This window comes from Streptomyces sp. NPDC000345 (assembly GCF_042898825.1).
GTDB lineage: Bacteria > Actinomycetota > Actinomycetes > Streptomycetales > Streptomycetaceae > Streptomyces.
In genome coordinates, this window is the sequence record NZ_JBIAZE010000015.1 from 109,717 (window position 1) to 132,285 (window position 22,569).

General features: G+C 72.5%; 16 protein-coding genes and 6 pseudogenes. 11 read left to right on the forward strand and 11 right to left on the reverse strand.

Annotated features, from left to right (window positions below; genetic code table 11):
* Nucleotides 1-100: 100 nt before the first annotated feature.
* A pseudogene (locus ACFY30_RS30455) lies at nucleotides 101-1,255 on the forward strand (transposase); the annotation flags it as partial.
* A 47-nt stretch (nucleotides 1,256-1,302) separates the two neighbouring features.
* Here the strand turns inward: ACFY30_RS30455 and ACFY30_RS30460 are convergent.
* The 5 genes and pseudogenes from ACFY30_RS30460 to ACFY30_RS30480 all read right to left on the reverse strand — a co-directional run.
* A pseudogene (locus ACFY30_RS30460) lies at nucleotides 1,303-1,563 on the reverse strand (YnfA family protein); the annotation flags it as partial.
* A 215-nt stretch (nucleotides 1,564-1,778) separates the two neighbouring features.
* A pseudogene (locus ACFY30_RS30465) lies at nucleotides 1,779-2,102 on the reverse strand (MerR family transcriptional regulator); the annotation flags it as partial.
* Nucleotides 2,099-2,434, reverse strand: a complete 336-nt coding sequence (locus tag ACFY30_RS30470; protein WP_390848357.1) for a hypothetical protein — start codon at nucleotides 2,432-2,434, stop codon at nucleotides 2,099-2,101. The pseudogene ACFY30_RS30465 and the gene ACFY30_RS30470, both read right to left, overlap by 4 nt.
* Nucleotides 2,435-2,528: 94 nt before the next feature.
* A pseudogene (locus tag ACFY30_RS30475) lies at nucleotides 2,529-2,657 on the reverse strand (site-specific integrase); the annotation flags it as partial.
* Nucleotides 2,629-2,982 (reverse strand): annotated as a pseudogene (locus ACFY30_RS30480) (cation transporter); the annotation flags it as partial. The pseudogenes ACFY30_RS30475 and ACFY30_RS30480, both read right to left, overlap by 29 nt.
* A 363-nt stretch (nucleotides 2,983-3,345) precedes the next feature.
* On the opposite strand from ACFY30_RS30480, the gene ACFY30_RS30485 reads away from it, so the two are divergent.
* Entirely contained in the window at nucleotides 3,346-5,934 is a 2,589-nt protein-coding gene (locus tag ACFY30_RS30485; RefSeq protein WP_390848358.1) for a heavy metal translocating P-type ATPase, read from the forward strand.
* Nucleotides 5,935-6,016: 82 nt separating this feature from the next.
* On the opposite strand, the pseudogene ACFY30_RS30490 reads toward ACFY30_RS30485, so the two are convergent.
* Nucleotides 6,017-6,178 (reverse strand): annotated as a pseudogene (locus ACFY30_RS30490) (cytochrome P450); the annotation flags it as partial.
* A 252-nt stretch (nucleotides 6,179-6,430) separates the two neighbouring features.
* On the opposite strand from ACFY30_RS30490, the gene panD reads away from it, so the two are divergent.
* On the forward strand, nucleotides 6,431-6,850 hold the full coding sequence (gene panD, locus ACFY30_RS30495; protein ID WP_390656400.1) for an aspartate 1-decarboxylase: 420 nt from the start codon (nucleotides 6,431-6,433) through the stop codon (nucleotides 6,848-6,850).
* A gap of 47 nt (nucleotides 6,851-6,897) precedes the next feature.
* A complete protein-coding gene (locus ACFY30_RS30500) occupies nucleotides 6,898-7,245 on the forward strand; it encodes a GNAT family N-acetyltransferase (protein WP_390656401.1) in 348 nt (115 codons plus the stop codon).
* 599 nt (nucleotides 7,246-7,844) lie between these two features.
* On the opposite strand, the gene gndA is transcribed toward ACFY30_RS30500, so the two are convergent.
* Nucleotides 7,845-9,284, reverse strand: coding sequence for an NADP-dependent phosphogluconate dehydrogenase (gndA, locus tag ACFY30_RS30505; RefSeq protein ID WP_390848359.1), 1,440 nt, complete (start codon nucleotides 9,282-9,284; stop codon nucleotides 7,845-7,847).
* A gap of 161 nt (nucleotides 9,285-9,445) precedes the next feature.
* Between gndA and ACFY30_RS30510 the strand changes: the two genes are divergently transcribed.
* Nucleotides 9,446-10,606, forward strand: a complete 1,161-nt coding sequence (locus ACFY30_RS30510; protein WP_390848442.1) for a transglycosylase family protein — start codon at nucleotides 9,446-9,448, stop codon at nucleotides 10,604-10,606.
* On the opposite strand, the gene ACFY30_RS30515 is transcribed toward ACFY30_RS30510, so the two are convergent.
* Nucleotides 10,596-11,708 (reverse strand): DMT family transporter, encoded by a 1,113-nt coding sequence (locus tag ACFY30_RS30515; RefSeq protein ID WP_390848360.1) that lies wholly within the window; start codon nucleotides 11,706-11,708, stop codon nucleotides 10,596-10,598. The two genes, ACFY30_RS30510 and ACFY30_RS30515, sit on opposite strands and share 11 nt — an antisense overlap.
* A gap of 209 nt (nucleotides 11,709-11,917) precedes the next feature.
* Between ACFY30_RS30515 and ACFY30_RS30520 the strand changes: the two genes are divergently transcribed.
* The 5 genes from ACFY30_RS30520 to ACFY30_RS30540 all read left to right on the forward strand — a co-directional run bounded on the left by ACFY30_RS30520 (nucleotide 11,918) and on the right by ACFY30_RS30540 (nucleotide 18,238).
* Nucleotides 11,918-12,685, forward strand: a complete 768-nt coding sequence (locus ACFY30_RS30520; RefSeq protein ID WP_390848361.1) for a (2Fe-2S)-binding protein — start codon at nucleotides 11,918-11,920, stop codon at nucleotides 12,683-12,685.
* Between the two features lie 39 nt (nucleotides 12,686-12,724).
* The gene (gene glgA, locus ACFY30_RS30525; RefSeq protein WP_390848362.1) at nucleotides 12,725-13,897 is read left to right on the forward strand and encodes a glycogen synthase; all 1,173 of its coding nucleotides are present in this window, start codon (nucleotides 12,725-12,727) and stop codon (nucleotides 13,895-13,897) included.
* Nucleotides 13,898-13,948: 51 nt separating this feature from the next.
* Nucleotides 13,949-15,169, forward strand: coding sequence for a glucose-1-phosphate adenylyltransferase (glgC, locus tag ACFY30_RS30530; protein WP_390848363.1), 1,221 nt, complete (start codon nucleotides 13,949-13,951; stop codon nucleotides 15,167-15,169).
* Nucleotides 15,170-15,271: 102 nt separating this feature from the next.
* Nucleotides 15,272-16,630, forward strand: coding sequence for a wax ester/triacylglycerol synthase family O-acyltransferase (locus ACFY30_RS30535; protein WP_390656407.1), 1,359 nt, complete (start codon nucleotides 15,272-15,274; stop codon nucleotides 16,628-16,630).
* Between the two features lie 102 nt (nucleotides 16,631-16,732).
* Nucleotides 16,733-18,238 carry an SDR family NAD(P)-dependent oxidoreductase gene (locus ACFY30_RS30540; protein WP_390848364.1) on the forward strand — a complete coding sequence of 502 codons (1,506 nt, stop codon included), beginning with the start codon at nucleotides 16,733-16,735 and terminating at the stop codon, nucleotides 18,236-18,238.
* A gap of 23 nt (nucleotides 18,239-18,261) precedes the next feature.
* Here the strand turns inward: ACFY30_RS30540 and ACFY30_RS30545 are convergent, their stop codons facing one another.
* On the reverse strand, nucleotides 18,262-18,711 hold the full coding sequence (locus ACFY30_RS30545; protein WP_390848365.1) for a hypothetical protein: 450 nt from the start codon (nucleotides 18,709-18,711) through the stop codon (nucleotides 18,262-18,264).
* 465 nt (nucleotides 18,712-19,176) lie between these two features.
* On the opposite strand from ACFY30_RS30545, the gene ACFY30_RS30550 reads away from it, so the two are divergent.
* Nucleotides 19,177-19,350 carry a hypothetical protein gene (locus ACFY30_RS30550; RefSeq protein WP_390848366.1) on the forward strand — a complete coding sequence of 58 codons (174 nt, stop codon included), beginning with the start codon at nucleotides 19,177-19,179 and terminating at the stop codon, nucleotides 19,348-19,350.
* 88 nt (nucleotides 19,351-19,438) lie between these two features.
* Here ACFY30_RS30550 and ACFY30_RS30555 read toward each other — a convergent pair whose 3' ends face one another.
* Both ACFY30_RS30555 and ACFY30_RS30560 read right to left on the reverse strand, forming a co-directional pair.
* Entirely contained in the window at nucleotides 19,439-20,785 is a 1,347-nt protein-coding gene (locus ACFY30_RS30555; RefSeq protein ID WP_390848367.1) for an amidase, read from the reverse strand.
* A 152-nt stretch (nucleotides 20,786-20,937) separates the two neighbouring features.
* The gene (locus ACFY30_RS30560; RefSeq protein ID WP_390848368.1) at nucleotides 20,938-22,365 is read right to left on the reverse strand and encodes a lipase maturation factor family protein; all 1,428 of its coding nucleotides are present in this window, start codon (nucleotides 22,363-22,365) and stop codon (nucleotides 20,938-20,940) included.
* Nucleotides 22,366-22,569: the final 204 nt, after the last annotated feature.

Below are 22,569 nucleotides of genomic sequence, written 5' to 3' on the forward strand. Positions count from 1 at the left end.
GTACTGGCCGGGACACTGATGTACGCGGTGATCTACCTGGCGATCGGGGCACTGATCGGCACCCTCGTCACCAGCTCGGTCAACGGCACCGTGCTGGTGCTGTTCGTGTGGATCCTGGACGGTCGCGGTGCTGGCTACGGTCCTGCTGACCCGCTCGCGCCTCTCGCACGTCGACCAGAACTACGTGCGCGCCGACACCATCGCCGCGGCCAACGCCGCGCTGATCGGCGCGCAGTCCGCAATCGAGCTGGCTCAGCTGTGGGGCGGCGGGCTGCTTGCCTCCGTAGACGGCCTGCGCTTCGTCAAGAGCATCAACACCGGGCCCTCGCCCAAGTAACTACGGCCACAAGCGAGGCGTGACCTGGCTCAATGCCGTCAACGACCAGGTCGCCGGGATCGGCGCGATGGTCGTACGCGGCACCCCGCGCGACAGCCTCTACACGCTGGACACGCTGCTGAACCTCGAGGGCGGGGTGAAGCCGGAGATGGTCGCGACCGACAACGCCTCGTACTCCGGCATGGCCTTCGGCCTGTACAGGATGCTGGGCTTCCGTTTCGCCCCGCGCTTTCGCGACCTGGCCGATCAGCGGTTCTGGCACGCCGACCTGCCGGACGGCGAGGAGCCGGTCGGCGGGTACGGGCCGCTGGAGGCCATCGCCTGCAACACGGTCAGCCTCAAGAGGATCGAGACCCACTGGCCGGACATGCTCCGCGTCGCCGGATCGCTGATCACCAACCAGGTCCGCGTCTACGACCTGCTGCGGATGTGCGGCCGCGAGGGCCACCCGACCCCGCCAGGGGGGCCGCGTTCGCCGAGTACGGCCGCATCGACAAGACCGTGCACCTGCTCGCCCTGGTCGACCCGGTCGACGACACCCACCGGTGGCTGATGAACCGGCAGCTGACCGTGCAGGAGTCCCGCCATCGGCTCGCCCGCGTGATCTGCCACGGCGGCCGGGGCCAGATCCGCCAGGCGTACCGCGAGGGCCAGGAGGACCAGCTCGCCGCGCTCGGCCTGGTCCTCAACGCCGTCGTGTTGTGGAACACCCGCTACCTGGACGCCGCCGTTGCCCGGCTGCGCGCCGAGGGTCACGACCTGAAGGACGAGGACGTCGCCCGCCTTTCCCCGCTCAAGGACCGGCACATCGACTTCCTGGGCCGCTACCTGTTCAACAACAAGGCCAGCGGTCCCGGCCAGGGGCTGCGGCCCTTCCGGGACCCGGATGCCGTCGAGGACGCCGGCGAGGAGGAGTAGGAAGCCGTCCACGCGTCGTTGGGCAGCCTAGAGGTGCTGCTGCCCGGTCAGTGGCTGCGGGGGGCGTACATGATCACGGCCATCCCGGCGAGGCAGACCAGGGCGCCGGTGGCGTCGTTGCGGTCGGGGCGGTAGCCGTCGGCGACCATGCCCCAGGCGATCGACCCGGCCACGAAGATCCCGCCGTAGGCGGCAAGGATGCGGCCGAAATTGTCGTCGTGCTGCCAGGTGGCAACCACGCCGTACAGACCGAGGGCGACGACGCCGGCGCCGATCCAGATCCAGCCCTTGTGCTCGCGGATGCCTTGGCAAGCACGGCCAGAACGACGGCGAGGGCGGGCAGCCAGCCCACCACCACCCCGGCCCCGGCCCCGACGACCCCGGCTGTGATCAGGACGGGCAGCGCGCAGCACGCCACACAGGCCAGCGCGGCAAGCCCCCCGAGCGCTTTCGGGGGGCAGCACGTGCTGGACGCGCACACGGTCAGGTCGTCACAGCCCGCCTCGACGGCGGCGGCCAGGGTGGTGCGAATGGTGGTGAGGTCGGCGATCTTCGCGTCGACCTCGGCGAGCTTGGCCGCGGCGCGGTCCTGGAGCCCTGCCACGGGGCGGCCGTGCCGGTGACGGCCGGCCTCCAGGAGCTCGGCGACCTCCTCCAGCGTGAACCCGAGCCGCTGGGCGGCCTTGATCACCCGCAGCGCGGTCACCGCGTCCTCGCCGTACAGGCGGTGGCCACCGTTGCTGCGTTCCGGCTCGGCCAGCAGGCCGCGCCGCTCGTGGTAGCGCAGCGTCTGGATGTTCACTCCGGCCGCCTCGGCGACCTGTCCGCTGCGCAGGCCCGAGCTCACCGCTGCTCCCCGGCGGCAGCGGTCCGGGCGGCGAGGGCGTCCAGGACCGGCTCGTGCGCCTGGTCCACGGAGATGTCCAGCCGGATCAGGTCCGGGCCGGGGGTGGTGGTGAAGGTGAAGAACGAGCAGCAGCCGCTCTCGCGCTCCACCAGGTCACGGACCCGGTCCTCCACGCCTTCTTCGTCGGCCAGGTCGAGGCGCAGGTGGAGTGGCTGGGGTCGGGACAGCGAGGTCAGCTGCTCGGCGAAGAGCGCGTCCCACTCGGCGACCCGCAGGGGCTGCTCCTCGGTGGGCAGGGTGCAGGACTGCGGCACCCACGCAAGATCACTCATCGCGCTCGCTCCCGTCGTCAATCCCCGGTGGTGGGGACACCTCCGACGGTAAACCTGTACCTGGGTACCGGTTGCAAGCCCTGATGCCTGCGGATCAGCGCCGGGCGTCCCCCGGGGCGAGCAGGCTGGTCAGCTCCGCGATGGCCTTTGGGGAGGGCTTGAAGTACCGGGAGACGTTCTCCGGCTTCTTGTGCCGGGACTTCGCCATCGGCATCAGCAACGACGGCGTCGAAGGCGACGTACGCGGCGAGCGCGAAGAACGACACCGCGATGATCCGCAGGGTGCGCTGCTCGCGCGCTTCGCGGACGGCGTGGTCGGCCGCGGAGAACTGCCAGGCGACCGCGGTGGCGGAGGAGACCTCGATGATCGAGTCCAGGGCGAAGCCGATCAGGGCGGTGGAGGAGGCGATCGTGCCGGCGGTGAGGGCGGCGATCGCCTCGATCACGTTGTAGGTGATGGTCGCGGCGACCAGCAGGTGTATGCGCTTGGCGAGCGCCTCGCGGCGGGCCGGGGACGGCCCGAGGGATATCGATATCTCGGCGGTCATGGTCAGCAGCAGCCCTCCGTCTCGGCGTCGACGCAGGTGCGGTCGGTCTCCACGGCCATCACGGCGCTGCGCTCGCCGCGATCACCCTCCAGGTCTGGATCGCCAATCCGAAGGGGCATTGATGACCGCGCTGCCGTCCGGCGCGCGACACTGGTTCTGGGCCCTCACCACCATTGCCGTCCTCGCACCTGGTGCCCTGGACGAGGGCCCTGGTCAGCGCCCTGGTGCTGGTCGTTTCCGCTGTCCAGGGAGCGCGGATCTGGGCCGTGCTCGCCGGTCCGCCCCGGCTTCTGCGATGGTTGCGCACCCCAGGCGCCCCGAGGGGGCAGCGCGGCGGAATGGAGCGCCGAAGGAGGGATGACCGTGCCTCACCCCGCAGACGACCACGGTCACCACAGGCATGACCCGGCGGTCCCGCGCAAGGAGCGCGGCACCGCGGTGCTGGATGTCCGCGGTCTTGCGTGGGCGTCGCAGCAGAGCACCGTCGCCGCCGTGCTGGGGCGGCGCCCCGGCGTACTGGAGGTCGAGGTCAATCCGGTCGCGCAGTCGGCGACGGTGGTCTTCGATCCTCGGCGTACATCGCTGGCCGAGCTGCGCCGCTGGGTGACCGAGTGCGGCTACCACTGCGCGGGCCAGGTGGTGCCCTCCCACATCTGCGACCCGATGGCCGAACCCGATCCGCCCGTGGGGGAGGGCGCGGGCGAGCACGCGGGCCACGAGGTCCGGGCCGCGGCCGCACTGCTTGAACCCGCAGAGCCGGCACGAGCCGCGCACGCGGAACACGCCAAGGCTCCGGCCGCACCCCGGGCGATGCCCTCCCCGCACGAGGTGATGGGCCACGGTGGCCACGGCGAGATGTCCATGGCGGCGATGGTTGCCGACATGCGCAACCGCTTCCTGGTGGCGCTGATGTTCTCGGTTCCGATCGTGATCTGGTCGCCGATCGGCGAGGACGTCTTCGGCCTCGATGTGCCGGTCCCCTTCGGTCTGCGTCAGGACGTGTGGGCGCTCCTGCTGAGCCTGCCGGTGATCTTCTACTCGTGCACGATCTTCTTCGACGGCGCCGTAAGGGCCCTGCGTGCCCGCACGCTGGACATGATGGTGCTGGTCGCGGTCGCCGTCGGCTCCGGCTGGCTGTACTCCCTGATCATCACGCTCACCGGGGGCGGCGACGTCTTCTACGAGGCCGCCACCGTCCTCGCGTCCTTCGTCCTGCTCGGCCACTGGTTCGAGATGCGCGCTCGGGGCGGCGCCAACGACGCCATCCGTACGCTTCTGGATCTCGCCCCGCCCAAGGCCCTCGTCGTACGCGGCGGGGTGCCGGTCGAGGTGCCGACCGCTGAGGTCGTGGTCGGCGACCTGCTGCTGGTCCGCCCCGGAGCCAAGATCGCTGTCGACGGAGTGGTGGAAGAGGGCGAGAGCGAGGCCGACGAGTCGATGGTCACCGGCGAGAGCCTGCCGGTGCACAAGGCGCCCGGCGCGCAGGTGGTGGGCGCGACCATCAACGCCAACGGCACGCTGCGGGTGCGCGCCACCAAGGTCGGTGCCGACACCGCCCTGGCCCAGATCGTCAAGCTGGTCCAGGAGGCTCAGAACTCCAAGGCGCCGGGGCAGCGGCTCGCGGACAGGGCGGCGTTCTGGCTGGTCTTCGTCGCCCTGATCGGCGGCGCCGTCACCTTGGCGGTCTGGCTGCTGGCCACGGACCGCTCGCTGGGCGCCGCCATGCTGTTCGCCATCACCGTCGTGGTCATCACCTGCCCGGACGCCCTGGGACTCGCGACCCCGACGGCCATCATGGTGGGCACCGGCCTCGGGGCGAAGCGCGGCGTGCTGTTCAAGAACGCCGTCGCCCTGGAGGCGTCCGCCGGCATCCAGGTCGTCGTCATGGACAAGACCGGCACCCTGACCAAGGGCGAACCGGAAGTCACCGACGTGGTCACCGCCCCCGGCACCGACGAGGCAGAGCTGCTGCGGCTCGTTGCGGCGGTGGAGCGCGAGTCCGAGCACCCGCTGGCCGCAGCCGTCGTACGCCACGCCGACGCCCGGGCTGTGGAGCCCGCGAAGGCCCGGCACTTCGAGAACGTCCCCGGCCACGGCGCGACCGCCGTCGTCGACGGCCGCCGGGTCGCGGTCGGCAACCGCCGCCTGGCGCTGCGCGACGGCGTGGACCTCGGCCCCTTGGCCGACCGCCGCGAGGAACTGGCCGACACCGGCCGCACCGTCGTCGTCGCCGCCGTCGACGGACACGCGGCAGGACTGATCGGCATCGCCGACGCACCCCGGGAAACCTCTGAGGAGGCCGTGGCCGAACTGCACGCCCTCGGCGCCGAGGTCGTCATGCTCACCGGCGACAACGAGGCCACTGCCCGGCGGATCGCCGGACGCCTCGGTATCGACACCGTCATCGCCGAGGTCCTCCCCGGCGACAAGGCGGCCAAGGTCGCCGAGCTGCAGCGCGGCGGCCGCAAGGTCGCCATGGTCGGCGACGGCGTCAACGACGCCCCGGCGCTGGCCCGGGCCGACCTCGGCATCGCCATCGGCGCCGGCACCGACGTCGCCATCGAGACCGCCGGCCTCGTCCTGATGCGCTCCGACCCCCTCGACGTGCCCACCGCCCTGCGCATCGGCCGCGGCACCCTGCGCAAGATGCGGCAGAACCTCGGCTGGGCCATCGGCTACAACACCATCGCCCTGCCGATCGCCGCAGGCGTCTTCGAGCCCGCCTCCGGCCTGGTACTCCGCCCGGAGATCGCCGCACTGTCCATGTCCGGCTCAAGCATCATCGTCGCCGTCAACGCCCTCGCCCTCAAACGCCTCCGACTGCCACGCACCGCGCCCACGCCTGCCGAACTGCCGGTCGGCGCCCCCACGGCCCCCGACCCTGGCGGTGCCTCGGCGCCGCCGAGGGGCACGGCGAACCAGGACACAGCCACTGACGGACGTGCCCGGTGAAGGTGGAGCGGCTGGTGATGCCGGTGGGACGTTCGAGGGCGTCCAGGAGGCCGCTGAGCTGCTCGTGCTCGTGCGAAGAACAGCGCAGGGCCGTGGCGACTTCGAGGCGGGCCGGCGGGGCACCGAGGCAGAAGTGGACGTCGTGCCCGAAGGCGAGGTGCTTGCTGATCCGGGTGGCGTCGAACTGGTCGGCGTCCTGGTGCAGGCCGGGGTGCCGGTTGGCGGCGGCGTAGGAGGCGAGGACGCGTGACGGTGATCACGGAGTCCTTCGGGGGGTGCTGCGTAGGCTTGGGCCGTCGCCACGGTGGGGTCCGCGAGAGGGGGTGAAGCCCTCCTCCGGTCACCTGACGAGGCGTCAGAGAAGTCGGCAAGTGGTCAGCATGAGTCCTGGAAAACCTGGGGACAGCTGCCCGGACATGCGACTCGTTGTAGGGTATGGAAACAGCCCTTGACCTGCAAAAACGCAGGCAGGGAGCCTACTTGTGGGAGTGCCCCGATGTTGCGTACCATGTTCAAGTCCAAGATCCACCGCGCCACCGTCACCCAGGCCGACCTGCACTACGTGGGATCCGTGACCATCGACGCCGATCTGCTGGACGCCGCCGATCTGCTGCCCGGTGAGCTGGTCCACATCGTCGACATCACCAACGGCGCGCGGCTGGAGACGTACGTCATCGAGGGGGAGCGCGGCTCCGGGGTCGTCGGTATCAACGGTGCCGCCGCCCACCTCGTCCATCCCGGAGACCTGGTGATCATCATCAGCTACGCTCAGGTCACCGACGCCGAGGCGAGGGCGCTGACGCCGCGGGTCGTGCACGTGGACCGCGACAACCGGATCGTGGCCCTGGGGGCCGACGCCTCGGAGCCGGTACCGGGCTCCGACCAGCGGCGCAGCCCGCAGGCGGTGTCCGTCTGAGCGACGCGTCGGCCGCCGAGTCCGTACGCAGCGCACCGGGAGTGCCCATGAGCGACACAGAGATCCGCGACGACCGGGCGGCGGGCCGCCTCGAAGCCGTCGGTGACGGCGGCGAGGTCGTGGGCCGCATCGAGTACTTCGTGCTGGAGTCGCCGGCGCGGGCCCTCGTCCCGGTGCACACGATCGTGGAGCCGGCCCACGAGGGCAAGGGCATCGCGGGCTCCCTGGCCCGCGAGCTGTACGCCACCGCCGCGCGCGAGGGCATCCCGGTCGCCCCGCTCTGCCCGTACGTCGTGAAGTGGGCGGCCCGTCACCCCGAGGAGGCCCCGGTGGCCGACCCCGGGCTGCTGGCCGCCGCCAAGGACTGGCTGCGGGCGCACCCCGGCCGGTTCTGACCGCCGGGGCACCCGCCCGCCGGGAGCCTGCCTGCCGGGCGCCCGCGTGTCGGGGCCGGGAGGCCACCGGCTGGGGCACCCGCCCGCCGGGGAGGGGCACGTGCCAGGGCACCCGCCGGCCGGGGATGCCCTCCGCCGGACGCCCGCCGCCAGGGCCCCCACCCGCAGGGCCCCCACCCGGGTGAGTGCCCGGGGCGGCGCCGGGTACGCGGGGGAGTAGTCCAGAGCCACGCTTCACCACTGGCCGGAGGACACGATGACGAACCCGCAGCCCGACCCCGTCCCGCCCACTCCCGGACCGCCGGACCCGTACCCCAGTCCGGTACCCAGCCCGGAGCCCCTGCCGACCCCCCAGCCGCCCCCCGTCCCGGGCCCACCGCCCGGGCCCTCGCCCTCTCCGGTCCCTCCGGGGCCGGAACCCGTTCCGAACCCGGAACCCGGCCCACCCCTGTCGTGACGACCGGTGGGCGGTACCCGCTTGGACACCGCCCACCGCCCACCATGCCGGGGCGGGCGGGGGAGGCCGAGCCACAAGCTCCCCCGCGCACCCGTACCCGCACCCGCCCCCGGCCCGTCCGACCGCGGATCGTCTCCCGACGCTAGGCGGACACCTCCGACCGGTCCCCGCCCCACAGCGTGTGGAACGAACCCTCCCGGTCCACCCTCCGGTACGTGTGCGCCCCGAAGAAGTCCCGCTGCCCCTGCGTGAGCGCCGCCGGCAACCGCTCCGCCCGCAGCGCGTCGTAGTACGCGAGCGCCGCCGAGAACCCGGGCGTGGGCACCCCCTGCCGCGTCGCCGCCACCAGCACCTCACGCCAGTCGTCCTGCGCGGCGGCGATCTCGGAGGCGAACGTCTCGTCCGACAGCAGGCTCGGCAGATCCGCCCGCGCGTCGTACGCCGAGCGGATCCGGTCGAGGAAGGCCGCCCGGATGATGCAGCCGCCGCGCCAGATCGCCGAGACGGCACCCAGGTCGATGTCCCAGCCGTACTCCTCGCTGCCGGCGGCGATCTCGTGGAAGCCCTGCGTGTACGACACGATCTTCGAGGCGTACAGCGCCTGCTCCACCCGGTCGGCGAAGGCCGCCGCCTCCGCCTCGCCCAGCGCGGCCGCCTTCGGCCCGGCCAGCCCCCGCGAGGCCTCCCGCAGCGCCGCGTGCCCGGACAGCGAGCGGGCGAACACCGCCTCCGCGATGCCCGACACCGGCACACCCAGGTCCAGGGCGATCTGGACCGTCCAGCGGCCCGTGCCCTTCTGTTCGGCCTGGTCCACGACCACGTCCACGAACGGCTTGCCCGTCGCCGCGTCGACGTGCGACAGGACCTCGGCGGTGATCTCGATCAGGTAGGAGTCGAGCCGGCCCGTGTTCCACGTACGGAAGATCTCCGCGATCTGCGCCGGCGTGTACCCGGCTACCTCGCGCAGCAGCTGGTACGCCTCACCGATCAGCTGCATGTCGGCGTACTCGATGCCGTTGTGGACCATCTTCACGAAGTGCCCGGCGCCGTCCGGCCCGACGTGCGTCACACAGGGGGCGCCGTCCGCCGCCTTCGCGGAGATCTTCTCCAGCATGGGACCGAGCGAGTCGTACGACTCCGGCGAGCCGCCCGGCATGATGCTGGGCCCGTGCAGGGCGCCCTCCTCGCCGCCGGAGATGCCCGCGCCGACGAAGTGGAGGCCCTGCTCGCGCAGTTCGCGCTCCCGGCGCCGGGTGTCCGCGAAGTGCGCGTTGCCACCGTCGATGATCATGTCGCCGGGCTCGAGGAGCGGGGCGAACTCCTGGATGACCGCGTCCGTCGGTTCACCGGCCTTCACCATGATCACCAGGCGGCGGGGCCGTTCCAGCGCCGCCACGAAGTCCTTGGCGGTCTCCGCCGCGATGAACGCGCCCTCGTGCCCGAACTCCTCCACCAGCGCGTGCGTCCGCGCCACCGTCCGGTTGTGCAGCGCCACCGTGTAACCGTTGCGCGCGAAGTTGCGGGCGAGATTGCGGCCCATGACCGCGAGTCCCGTCACGCCGATCTGCGCTGTAGTGCTCATAGGGCTGGCTCCTAGGGGGTGGTGCCTCTCTTCTTTCCGGGGCCATCCTTACGCGTTTTCCGGTCTTCGTGGGGGAGCCGGAGCGGCTGATTGACGTCTTGTCACGGCCTGTCGGCGCCCCTTACTTTTTCCCCTCCTGACGCATGTCGAGGGGGATCTCCATGGCCGTACGCGGCCGGCACCGCCGGTATCAGCCGAACAGGATCAACCGGGCCTCGCTCACGGTCACGGCCGGCGGCGCCGGCATGGCGATACCGCTCATCGGCGCAGGCGCCGCCCAGGCGGCCGACGTCGGCACCTGGAACAAGGTCGCCGCGTGCGAGTCCAGCAACAACTGGCACATCAACACCGGCAACGGCTTCTACGGCGGCCTGCAGTTCACCCAGTCGACCTGGGAGGCGTACGGCGGCAAGCGCTACGCCGGGCGCGCGGACCTGGCCACCAAGGACCAGCAGATCGCCGTGGCGGAGAAGGTCCTGGAAGGCCAGGGCCCCGGCGCGTGGCCGGTGTGCTCGGGGCGGGCCGGACTGACCCGGGGCGGCGACACCCCCGACATCCGTCCGAGCGGGACGTCGGGCGGGACCTCCAGCGGGACGCCGAAGTCCGGGAAGACGTCGCTGCGGGACGTGCAGCCGCAGTCCACGCCCCAGTCCCGGGCGGGCAAGGCCGAGATGTACACCGTCGTCCACGGCGACACCCTCTCCGGCATCGCCGACCGCCAGGAGGTGCGGGGCGGCTGGCGTCGGCTCTACGCCGCCAACCGGACCACGATCGGCGCCGATCCCGACCTGATCATGCCGGGTCAGCGGCTGAAACTGCGCGCTCCGGCCGGCACGTCCACCTCCGGGAAGAGGCCGGGCACTTCCCCGTCCCGCACCGAGAAGGACTCCGGGGCCGACGACAAGGCGCAGACCGGCCATTCCCGTGTCGCCCCGGTCGCCGCGGCCACCGGAACGCCGTACCACGCGACCGGCTCCTCCTGGTCGAAGGGCTACCACACCGGCGTCGACTTCCCCGTCCCCACCGGCACCTCCGTGAAGGCGGTCGCGGCGGGCACGGTGGTCAGCGCGGGCTGGGGCGGGTCCTTCGGCTACCAGGTGGTCATCAGACACGCCGACGGCCGCTACACCCAGTACGCCCACCTGTCCGCGATCTCCGTGCGGGACGGGCAGTCGGTGGGCGGCGGTCAGCGCATCGGGCGTTCCGGCTCCACCGGCAACAGCACGGGCCCGCATCTGCACTTCGAGGTGCGGACGGGGCCCGGATTCGGAACGGATGTCGACCCGCTGGCCTATCTGCGGGCCGGCGGCGTCAGGATTTGACGCGCACCCGGTGCCGGTCGACGGCCGGCACCGCGAGGTACGCGGCGCCGTAGAACGGACTGTGGAAGACGACCGGCTGCCCCTCTGCCTGGCCCGCCGGGCCCTCCCCGTAGGGGGGTTCCCCGGCCTGGGCCGGCACGAGCAGCTTCTCCTCGTCCACCTCTTCCCGCAGCGGCGGGGCGACCGGCCGCAGCAGGTCCTCCGGCACCTCCTCGACGGACCGCGTCAGCGCCGCTTCCGCCGGTGCGGCCGGAAGCCCGGCCACAGGGGATCCGCCTGGAAGACGCTCGGTGGTCAGCAGGATCAGGCCGCCCGCCGCCACCACCCCACAGCTCAGGGCGAGCACGGTGCCCGTCGTGCCGTAACGGAAGGTCTCGCCGAACATCGTGATGCCGACCGCGGCCGCCACCACCGGGTTGACCACGGTCAGCGTCGCGAGCGGGGCCGCCAGGCCCGCGCCCCGGTAGGAGGCCTGCGACAGCAGCATGCCGGCCGTGGCCAGCACGCCGATCACGGCCAGGGAGGGCACATCGGCCGCCGAGACGCCGTCGGTCCAGTCGACCGCGACGGTCTTGGTGAACACCGACGACATGCCGAACGCGATGCCCGACGCCGTCGCCAGCAGCATGCTGCGCACCGCCGGGTGCCGGTGCGCGGCCCGCCCGGCGGCCATCAGCGCCACCACCGCACCGGCGGTGACCACGGCCACGCTCACCCGCTGCGGGGTGCTCAGCGACTGCGCGTCGGAGGCGCCGACCAGGGACAGCAGACCGGCCAGACCCACCGTCGCCATGATCGCGCCCCGCCAGGCCGTCGCCCCGGCCCTGCGGCCGACGAACAGCGCGGCCATGGGCAGCGCGAACACGATCGTCAGCGCGCCCAGCGGCTGCACCAGACTCAGGGGACCGTACGCGAGCGCCACCACGTGCAGCAGTCCGCCGAGGCCGTTCAGCGCGACCGCCGCCCACCAGCCGGGTCGGCGCAGCGGCGCGTACTCCTCGTGGGGCGAGGACACCGCGACCTGCTCCTGCACGATCGCCCCGGACGCGTACGCCACGGCGGAGATCAGTGACAGGACCACGGACAACGCGAGGGCGCTCATGAGCTGCTCCTCTGCGTGAGGCCGGAGCTCGGGGCCCGGCGCGGCGAACGGTCGGCTTCCATAACCAACACGATGCCTTGCCGATCTGTTCCCGTCGTCGTCCCTGAGCACGCATTGCGTCCTACTGCCGATGGAGTACGACGGACCCGCCGTCCTCCCTCAGACGGGTGACGTCTAGGGGATCCCCCTGATCGCGGCTCCGGAGCCCCTTGGTACTACTGCGGATCGTGGACCTCGACCCCGATCTCGCCGCGCTGCGCCCGCTCGGCGGCTTCTTCCTCCTACGCGTCGCCGGAGCGCCGCCGCGGCCCCTGCCGACCCTCGCCCAGACCTACGCCGGCCAGTCATCGGATGTTTACGGAAATTCCCTGACTTTCCGCGTCCGGAAGGTGACCCGGGCCCTGCGCGCCTCCGAGGAGCGGATCGGAGCCTCCGTGGCCCAGCAGGGACTCGCGGCCCGGCTGTGGTCGGCGGCGCTGGGCTGCGCCGCCCTGTACGGCGCCCTCCCCGACCTCGATCCACGGCTGCTGCGCTGGGACCCGGACGGCAGCGCGCCCGACGACCTGTGGCTGACCGAGGTCAGGGCCCTGCCCGGCGACGCGGCCACGCTGGCCGCGACCGTCCTGGACGCCCACCTCGAACCCCTGTCGGCGGCCCTGCGCGCCCACCACCCCGTCGCTCCGGGCCTGCTGCGGGGCAACGCGGCCTCCGCCCTCGCCGGAGCCGACCGGCAGCTGCGGCTGTGGGCGCGTACGCACGGCCGCCCCGAGACCGCCGCACGCGCGCGGGCCCTCACCGCCGAGCTGTTCGCCCACCCCCTCCTCGCCGGCACCGGCACCCGCACCGAGACCCCGGCCGGCACCGCCTTCCGCCGCCGCAGCTGCTGCCTCTACTACCGGGTGCCCGGCGGGGGCGTCTGCGGCGACTGTTGCTTCACACGACCCCCGCGCTCTTCCCCGCGCGCCCCGTCTGGGTGACCATGAAAGGAACCAGCCGTTGAGAATGGGGGGTTCCGGGTGCGTGTGGGACTGCTGACCCGGGAGTACCCCCCGGACGTGTACGGCGGCGCGGGCGTCCATGTCGAGTTCCTCGCCCGGGAGTTGCGCCGGCTCGTCGATCTCGACGTGCACTGCTGGGGTGAGGGCTCCCTCAGGGAACGCGCGGAGGGCGTCCGGCGCCACCGTCCCTGGTCCGCCCTCGACGGCGCCAACGACGCGCTGCGCACCTTCTCCGTGGACCTCGCCATGGCCGCCGGACTCGAAGGCCGCGAGCTCGTCCACTCGCACACCTGGTACGCCAACCTCGCCGGCCGGCTCGCCCAGCAGCTCCACGGCATCCCGCACGTGGTGACCGCGCACTCCCTGGAACCCCTGCGCCCCTGGAAGGCCGAGCAACTCGGCGGCGGCTACGCCCTGTCGAGCTGGGCCGAACGGACCGCCGTGGAGGCCGCGGACGCGGTGATCGCCGTCTCCGGCGCGATGCGCGAGGACATCCTCACCTGCTATCCGGCGCTCACCCCGGAGCGGGTCCACGTCGTGCACAACGGCATCGACACCGGGCTGTACCGGCCCGACCACGGCACCGACGCCGTCTCCCGCCTCGGCCTCGACCCCGACCGCCCGTTCGTGCTGTTCGTCGGCCGCATCACCCGCCAGAAGGGCGTGCCCCGTCTGCTGCGCGCCGTACGGGACATCGACCCGGCGGCCCAGGTCGTGCTCTGCGCGGGCGCCCCCGACACCCCGGAGATCGACCGGGAGTTCCGCGACCTCTTCGCCGAGCTCAGCCGCGCCCGCGACGGCGTGCGCTGGATCCCGCGCATGCTGCCGCGCCCCGAGGTGATCCAACTCCTCACCCACGCGGCCGTGTTCGTCTGCCCCTCCGTGTACGAACCCCTCGGCATCGTCAACCTGGAGGCGATGGCCTGCGGCACTCCCGTCGTGGCCTCCCGGGTCGGCGGGATCCCGGAGGTCGTCGAGGACGGGGTGACCGGCCTGCTCGTACCCGTGGACGGCGGCGACGAGGAGTTCGAGGCGGGGCTGACCCGGGCGCTGGACTCGGTGCTGGGTGATCCGGAGGCCGGACGCCGCATGGGGGAGGCCGGGCGGGAGCGCGCGGTGCGGGAGTTCGGCTGGGACGCGGTGGCCCGGCGGACGGTCCGGCTGTACGAGGAGATCGTCAAACAGGCGTAGCGGGCCCCGCAGCGGGGCATTCATGGGTTCCAACAGGTGAGGGGAGCGGCCATGCGTCGTGGCGGACCTTCGGTGCTCGGCATCGTACTCGCGGGCGGTGAGGGCAAGCGCCTGATGCCCCTGACCGCGGACCGCGCCAAACCAGCGGTCACCTTCGGCGGCACCTACCGGCTCGTCGACTTCGTCCTGTCCAACCTCGTCAACGCCGACGTCCTGCGCATCTGCGTGCTCACCCAATACAAGTCGCACTCGCTGGACCGGCACATCACCACCACTTGGCGGATGTCCAGTCTGCTCGGCAACTACGTCACCCCGGTACCGGCCCAGCAGCGGCTCGGCAAGCGCTGGTACCTGGGCAGCGCCGACGCCATCCTGCAGTCGCTGAACCTGGTCTACGACGAACAGCCCGAGTACGTCGCCGTGTTCGGCGCCGACCACGTCTACCGCATGGATCCGCGCCAGATGCTCGCCCAGCACATCGACAGCGGTGCGGGCGTCACCGTCGCCGGCATCCGCGTCCCCCGCACCGAGTCCTCCTCCTTCGGGGTGATCACGCCGGGCTCCGACGGCCAGACGGTCGAGCGCTTCCTGGAGAAGCCCGCCGACCCGCCCGGCCTGGCGGACGACCCGGAGACCGTCTTCGCCTCGATGGGCAACTACATCTTCACCACCAAGGCCCTCATCGAGGCCCTCCAGCGGGACGCCGAGGACGAGGACTCGGTGCACGACATGGGCGGCTCGATCCTGCCCCAGCTGACGGAGCGCGGCGAGGCCGGGCTGTACGACTTCAACGACAACCACGTCCCCGGCGAGACCACCCGCGACCAGGGCTACTGGCGGGACGTCGGCACGCTCGACGCCTACTACGACGCCCACATGGACCTGATCGCCGAGCGCCCGGCCTTCAACCTGTACAACCGCAGCTGGCCCATCTACACCCACTCCTACCAGCTCTCCCCGGCCCGCTTCAACGCCGGCGGCATGGCCAGCGAGTCGATCATCAGCGCGGGATGCCTCATCCGCGGCCAGGTCACCCGGTCCGTGCTGTCGCCGGGCGTCAGGGTCGACCCGGGAGCGGTCGTACAGGGCTCGATCCTCCACGACAACGTCCACATCGGACGGGGCGCGGTGGTGCGCGGGGCGGTCCTGGACAAGAACGTCGAGGTCCCGCCCGGCGCGACGATCGGCGTCAACCCGGAGCGCGACGCGGAGCTGTACACGGTGTCGAGGGCCGGGGTGATCGCCCTCGGCAAGGGGCAGCAGGTGTCATGAACTTAATCGGCTGTTAACTGTGCGTAGCCTGCAGGTGCTTGACCGTAATCACCTCGAAGGGGTTGACTGCTTCCTCACCCGTCGTCGACGCGAGGCAAGCCCTTGTCTGCTGATGATCTCCTGGCACCCCTCGACCTTGCGTTCTGGAACATCGAGTCCGCGGAGCACCCGATGCACCTCGGTGCGCTCGGTGTCTTCTCCGCTCAGTCGCCCACCGCCGGTGCCCACGCGGCCGACCTGCTCGCCGCCCGCGCGGCCGCCGTCCCCGGACTGCGCATGCGGATCCGGGACGTGTGGCGGCCCTTCGGCACCACACTGCCGCTCGACCTGCGCCGGCCGCTCGCCTTCGGGGGCGCGGTGCGCGAACCCGACCCGGACTTCGACCCGCTGCGGCACGTCCGGCTGCACGCGCCCACCGCGGACTTCCAGGCCGAGGCCGGCCGGCTCATGGAGCGCCCGCTGGAGCGCGAGCGCCCGCCCTGGGAGGCGCACGTGCTGCCGGGGCGGGACGGCGTGTCCTTCGCCGTGCTGTTCAAGTTCCACCACGCCCTCGCCGACGGACTGCGCGCCCTGACGCTGGCCGCCGCCGTCCTGGACCCCATGGACATGCCCGCGCCCCGGCCCCGCCCGGCGGAGCCCGCCCGAGGTCTGATCCCCGATGTGCGCAGGCTCCCCGGACTGCTGCGCGGCGCCGTCTCCGACGTGGGGCGCGCCCTGGACATCGGCGCGTCCGTGGCCGTGTCGACCCTGGGCGTACGGTCCACCCCCGCGCTCGCCGCCGAACCCACCGGCACCCGCCGCACCGCCGGCGTGGTCCTCGACCTCGACGACGTGCACCGCGTCCGCAAGGTCGTCGGCGGCACCGTCAACGACGTCCTGATCGCGGTCGTGGCCGGGGCCCTGCGCCGCTGGCTCGACGAGCGCGGCGACGGCAGCGAGGGCGTACGGCCCCGTGCACTGATCCCCGTCTCCAAGCGCCGCCCGCGCACCGCGCACCCGCAGGGCAACCGGCTCTCCGGGTACCTGATACGGCTTCCGGTCGACGACCCCGACCCGCTCGCCCGGCTCGCCCACGTCCGCACGGCGATGGACGCCAACAAGGACGCCGGACCCGGCCGGGGCGCGGGCGCCGTCGCCCTGCTCGCCGACCACGTCCCGGCGCTCGGCCACCGGCTCGGCGGACCGCTGGTCGGCCAGGCCGCCCGGCTCTGGTTCGACATCCTCGTCACCAGCGTGCCCCTGCCCGGCTTCGGCCTGAAGCTCGGCGGGAACCCGGTCACCGAGGTGTACCCGTACGCGCCGCTGGCCCGCGGTCAGTCCCTCGCGGTCGCCGTCTCGACGTACCGCGGCCGCGTCCACTACGGGCTCGTCGCCGACGCCGAGGCCGTCCCGGACCTCGACCGGTTCGCACACGCGCTGACCGCCGAGGTGGAGACACTCATCACGGCCTGCGGTTCCTGACCGGAACGGGTTTGGAGGAGGGGCCCGGCGCTCCGTAGACTTCCCCGTTCGAAAGCGGACGCGGTCGGAGCGCCGCACGGCTCAGCAGGGAACGGCAGCGCGATGACGGTGACAGAGGACGGCTCGGCGATCACGGACGAGGCCGTGGACGAGGTCGTGTACGGGCCCGGCATCGACCCCGAGCGGCTGGCGGTCTGCCTCGGCGTGCTCGAGGAACTCGACAAGCTGGAGGTGGACCACCCCGACGCGATCGCCGTGCGCCGGGCCACCGCCGGCATCTACCGCACGGTCAAGCAGCGCCGCCGCCAGGAGCGCCGGGCCGCCAAGACCGCCCACGACAAGGCGGTCACCGAGTCCACCGCGACCGGCTCCGCCCAGCGCATCGACGACGAGACCGAGGGCATCCTCCCCTCGTCGGTCACCGAGGCGGGGAAGATCGCGGGGATACTCCAGCGCCCCCGCTCCTGCTACACCTGCAAGACGCGGTACGTGGAAGTCGACTACTTCTACCACCAGCTCTGTCCCGACTGCGCCGGCCTGAACCGCGCCAAGCGCGACGCCCGCGCCGACCTCACCGGCAAGCGCGCCCTGCTCACCGGCGGCCGCGCCAAGATCGGCATGTACATCGCGCTGCGGCTGCTGCGGGACGGCGCCCACACGACGATCACCACGCGCTTCCCGAAGGACGCCATCCGCCGCTTCAAGGCCATGGACGACTCGGCCGACTGGCTGCACCGTCTGGAGGTCGTCGGCATCGACCTGCGCGACCCGGCGCAGGCCGTGGCGCTCGCCGACCAGGTCGCCGAGGCGGGCCCGCTCGACATCCTCATCAACAACGCGACGCAGACCGTACGCCGCCTGCCGTCCGCCTACGCCGCGCTGGTCGACGGCGAGAGCGCCCCGCTGCCCGCCGGTGAGCTGCCCGCCCACCACGTCATCGGCGCCTTCAACTCCGGCGCGGTCGACGGCCTGGCCGCGCTGCCCGTCGGCACCAGCGGTCTGGACGCGCAGAAGGTCGCCGACCTCGCCCTCGTCGCGGGCAACGCCAGCGTCGCCCGGCACCTCGACGGCACCGCCATCGACGCGGGCGGCCTGGTCCCCGACGTCGTCGAGACCAACACCTGGGTGCAGACCATCGAGCAGATCTCCCCGGTGGAGCTCCTCGAGACCCAGCTGTGCAACTACACGGCGCCGTTCATCCTGATCAGCAAGCTCCGCCCGGCGATGGCCGCCGCCGCGAGGAAGGCGACGAGCGGGCGCTCGTACGTCGTGAACGTCTCGGCCATGGAGGGCGTCTTCGGCCGCGGCTACAAGGGTGCGGGCCACCCGAACACGAACGCCGCCAAGGCGGCGATGAACATGGTCACGCGGACCAGCGCGCAGGAGATGTTCCAGGCCGACGGCATCCTCATGACCTCCGTCGACACCGGCTGGATCACCGACGAGCGCCCGCACTTCGACAAGCTGCGGCTCGCCGAGGAGGGGTTCCACGCGCCGCTCGACCTGGTGGACGGTGCGGCGCGGGTCTACGACCCCGTGGTGCGGGGCGAGGCCGGCGAGGACGTGTACGGGGTCTTTCTGAAGGACTACGCGCCGGGCAAGTGGTGAGGGCCGCCTCGGCGCGCGGATCCTCAGTCGACCGCGCCGAGGCGTGAGGTGCGGGCGGCCACCAGTTCCAGGACGGTCCGCCAGTCCTCCAGCACCCCCGCGTCGACCCCGGCGGCCCGGCCGTCCTCGTCGGCCTGCCGCAGACGCAGCAGGTCGTCGTCGGCCGGCGCACCGAGCCAGGGGTGCAGAGCGATCAGCCGGGCGACCCGGGCGCCGAGCAGCGGCCGTACGGCGTCGGCCGCGCGTTCCGCGCGCCGGGCGGGGTCGGTGGGGCTCAGGAGGTGCCCGACGGGGTGGACCAGCCCGGTCAGCTGGAGTTCCTTGTCCGCGGGGCGACTTCGGCGCAGCAGCGCCGCCGTCTGCAGCGCGTGGTCGTGCAGGTCGACCCCGCGGGCCGTGCCGCCCGGGGTCTCCCGTACGCCGCGGCACGCGTACAGCAGGTCCATCAGCTCCTCGACGCTGCGCAGCTCCATGCGTCGGTCCTCCCGCGAGACAGCCGTTCGGTACCTCAGCAGATCATGGCGTGCTTGCGACCGGACGAACGGGATCTGAACGCCGTGACGGGGCCGCTGCCGTGTTCACCGTGTACGCCGGACGGGTGAACTCACCGCAGGCAAAAGCGGCGGAAAAACGGCGGAAAGGGTTCAATTCACCTGCGAGGACATGTGGGTGACGCGCCATGGTTACCCCAAATTTTCGGCGCTATCGAGCAGTACCCCGCTCATTTGGTTAATCTGTAGCGACGGACAGCAGGACGGAGTGCCACCCACACCCACCGTCCGTCTGGGACAAGCCGGTTCACAACGGCCAGCTCTCCGAGGAGTCACCGGCACCACCGCGTCGCCACCGACTCCAGCCAGACCCCAGGGAGCGTTCAGCGCCGGACCGCAGACTGGCCGGCCCGCCCCCAGGGTGACCCGACACATAAGGAGTGCGCGGTGACACCGGAGAAGACGAATCGAGAACAGCGCCCCAAGGAACGCGTGGAGCGCGCCCACCGCAGGCCCGGCGAGCTCGGCAGCCTCGACGTGTGGGCGCGCTCCGCCCCGATCCGCCTGGCGGGCTACGAGGAAGACCTGGCCGAGGACCACATCCTGCCCAGCGTGGACTGAGTCCGGACGGACCGGTCCCGCACGAGGACCCCGCCCATGGGCGTGCGCGTACGCGAGCCACGCCCATACGGACCCCGGCCGCTCGCTCTCAGTCGAGCGGCGCCGTCCGCCGCCAGGGACGCAGGCCCTCCAACTGCTCCGCCACCCGCAGCAGTTCCGCCTCCGAGCCCGGCCGCCCCACCAGCTGCACGGCGGTCGGCGCACCGGACGGCAGGGTGCCGAACGGGACGGCCATCGCGGGCCAGCCCGTCAGGTTCCACGGCGGGGTCAGCGGCGAGTAGTTCGTGTTCACCAGGACGTTGCGCAGCCAGCCCCGCTCGTGCCACGGCTCCGACCGGGGCGAGCGCCGCGCCAGCGCCGGCGTGAGCAGCACGTCGTGCTCCTCGAAGAACGGCTCCAGCCGCCGGCGCAGATCCTCCCGCGCCGCGCCGCCCCGCACGCCGTTCAGGAAGCGCCGGCCGAGGGCGGCGTGCACCCGGGTGCGGCGGGTCAGCAGCCGGGCGTCGAGACCTCCCGCGTCCACGGCCGTGCCCGCCGTCCAGTGGGCGAGCGAGGTGACCCCCAGCGAGAGCGGATACCGCGGGTCGGCCCGCCGTACCTGATGGCCCGCCTTCATCAGCACCCCCGCGGCGTCCCGCGCCGCCCCCGCGTACGGGGCGCTCACCGTGACACCGGCCAGCGGGCTGCGCACCGACACCGCGATCCTCAGCGCACGGGGCTCCCCGTCCCGCCGTACGGCCCCGCCGTCCGCCAGGACCGACAGCATCAGCCGGGCGTCCGCCACGGTCGTGGCCAGCGGGCCGTTCTCCGACATCCCGAACCAGTCGCCGTCGCCTATGCCCGCCGGCACCACCCCGTGACCCGGCTTGATGGTCACCAGACCGCAGTTCGCGGCCGGTATGCGCAAGGAGCCCATGCCGTCGTTGCCGAGCGCGACCGGCACCATCCCGGCGGCCACCGCGGCGGCGCTGCCGCCCGACGAGCCGCCCGCCGTGCGCGAGGTGTCCCACGGATTGCGGGCCGTGCCGTGCACGCCCTCCGTGGTGCCGAAGACGCACAGCTCCGGCACGTTCGTCAGCCCCACGACCACCGCGCCGGCGGCCCGCAGCCGGGCCACCGTCACATGGTCGGCGCCGACCGGTGCGTCCGGGGTCGCGGCCGAGCCCACCCGCATCGACTCGCCCCGCACGCCCAGGTTGTCCTTGACCGCCACCGGCACCCCGGCCAAAGGCAGTTCGGCCAGATCGCCCCGGGCCGCCACCTCGTCGGCCTCGGCGAGCGCGGGCTCCGCCCGCACCACCCGGAACGCCCCGATCCGCCCGTCCAGCCGTTCGATGCGCGCGAGATGTTCCGCCACCACCTCGCGCGGCGTGGCCTGCTTGTCCCGCACGGCGGCGGCGATCTCGACGGCGGTCCGGCCGACCCAGGTGGTCACGGCAGCTCCCTCGGTGTGCGTGACGACGGACACGTACGGCGCCCACGACCGGCGCGCACATGTCGTCCACTACTGGCGAGTACGTAGGGAGAACTGTGCCCCGCCCGGGCCCCCGCGTCGAGAGCCCGCCGCATCCCCGCGGCCGTCCGCGTCTACGGCCTGCGCGCCACCGCCGTCAGCCGCGTCGGCGGCAGATACTCGCGCACGTACGTCCGGTCCCAGCAGGCGCCCGTCTCCCTCAGCTCCCGCCAGGTGGTGTACCGGTAGCGGAACAGCCGGGCCCGGACGTAGCGGGGCGGCTCGTCGGGCGGGAAGGGGGAGCGGCGCAACAGCCTCAGTGTGTCGCGGTCGTTCTCCAGCAGCCGTTCCACCAGCGCACCGAACCACGGTCCCGCGTATGCCGGGGAGAGCGCCGCGAACCACATCAGCCAGTCCAGGCGCAGATGGTAGGGGGCGAACTGGCGGGGCCAGTGCCGAAGATCGCCCGGCTTGCCCCGGAATTCGTACTCCCGCCAGTCGGAGTCCTCACGCGGGACGTCGTCCAGCGTGCCCTCGACCACCACCTCGTAGCGGATCCGGCTCACGCTGCCGAACGCGCCGTAGGTGTTGACCAGGTGCAGCGGGTCGAACGAGCGGTTCATGACCTGGCGGCGGGAGAGCATGTTGACCACCGGGCGGTGACTGAGGAAGACGATCAGCGCCGCGGCGGCGAGGACCACCACCTCGTACCAGAGCGGTGTGCTTCCCCCGGCGGCCGGCCGGTGGCCGGAGGGCAGCTCCAGCGCGGGCACGGCGAGGACGACCGTGATCCAGTTCAGCCAGGAGAAGTTGCCCGACAGGATGAGCCACAGCTGGGTCAGGATCATCAGGGCGGCGGCCGCCGTGGCCACCGGCTGCGGGGCGAACAGCAGGAACGGCACGACGAGTTGGGTGACGTGGTTGGCGGCCGCCTCCACCCGGTGCAGCGGCTTCGGCAGATGGTGGAAGAACCAGCTCAGCGGGCCGGGCATCGGCTGTGTCTCGTGGTGGTGGTACAGACAGGTCAGCTTCCGCCAGCAGGCGTCTCCCCGCATCTTGATCAGACCCGCCCCGAACTCCACCCGGAACAGCAGCCAGCGCACCAGGAACAGCACCACGACCGGCGGCTCCACCTCGTCGTTGCCGAGGAACACCGCGAGGAAACCGGTCTCCAGCAGCAGCGACTCCCAGCCGAACGAGTACCAGGTCTGACCGACGTTCACGATCGACAGGTACAGCGCCCACGGCACCAGCCACAGCAGCATGCCCGCCCACAGCGGGAGCAGGCCGTCGAGCCCCGCCAGCAGCGCCGCCGACACCGCGCACCCGGTCCAGGCGCACAGCGCGAACAGGCGGTCGGAGTAGCGCCACTGGAACAAGCTCGGCGCGCGCCTGAACGGCACCCGCTCCACGAAACGGGGGACCGGGAGCATCCCCCGCTCGCCCAGCAGCGGGCGGAACTGCAGGGCCGCCGTCAGGAACGCGACCAGGTACACACCGGCCAGCGCCCGCTGGAAGACGAGACGGCTCAGCCAGTAGTCGGGTGCGGTGAACCAGTCCACGTCCGTGCGCTCCTTCGCTGCGTTCCGGCCATCGTGACGCTGCGTGATTCATGCCCCCGCTCGCGTGACCCGGACGGGTGAAGCGGACCGGGGCGGGCGAACGACCCCCGTCGTCCGGGAGACCGAGGTGCGAGTACCCGTCGCGACCCGCACCGCCCCCGGCGGCCCGGGCCCGCCGGGGGCGCCCGCGCCCGAGGTGACCCG

Coding starts and splice junctions, on each gene's coding strand:
- ACFY30_RS30540 (WP_390848364.1), top strand. CDS start 16,733: ATGACGGTGACAGAGGACGGCTCGGCGATCACGGACGAGGCCGTGGAC.
- panD (WP_390656400.1), top strand. CDS start 6,431: ATGTTGCGTACCATGTTCAAGTCCAAGATCCACCGCGCCACCGTCACC.
- ACFY30_RS30500 (WP_390656401.1), top strand. CDS start 6,898: ATGAGCGACACAGAGATCCGCGACGACCGGGCGGCGGGCCGCCTCGAA.
- ACFY30_RS30510 (WP_390848442.1), top strand. CDS start 9,446: ATGGCCGTACGCGGCCGGCACCGCCGGTATCAGCCGAACAGGATCAAC.
- ACFY30_RS30545 (WP_390848365.1), bottom strand. CDS start 18,711: ATGGAGCTGCGCAGCGTCGAGGAGCTGATGGACCTGCTGTACGCGTGC.
- gndA (WP_390848359.1), bottom strand. CDS start 9,284: ATGAGCACTACAGCGCAGATCGGCGTGACGGGACTCGCGGTCATGGGC.
- ACFY30_RS30470 (WP_390848357.1), bottom strand. CDS start 2,434: ATGAGTGATCTTGCGTGGGTGCCGCAGTCCTGCACCCTGCCCACCGAG.
- glgC (WP_390848363.1), top strand. CDS start 13,949: ATGCGTCGTGGCGGACCTTCGGTGCTCGGCATCGTACTCGCGGGCGGT.
- ACFY30_RS30515 (WP_390848360.1), bottom strand. CDS start 11,708: ATGAGCGCCCTCGCGTTGTCCGTGGTCCTGTCACTGATCTCCGCCGTG.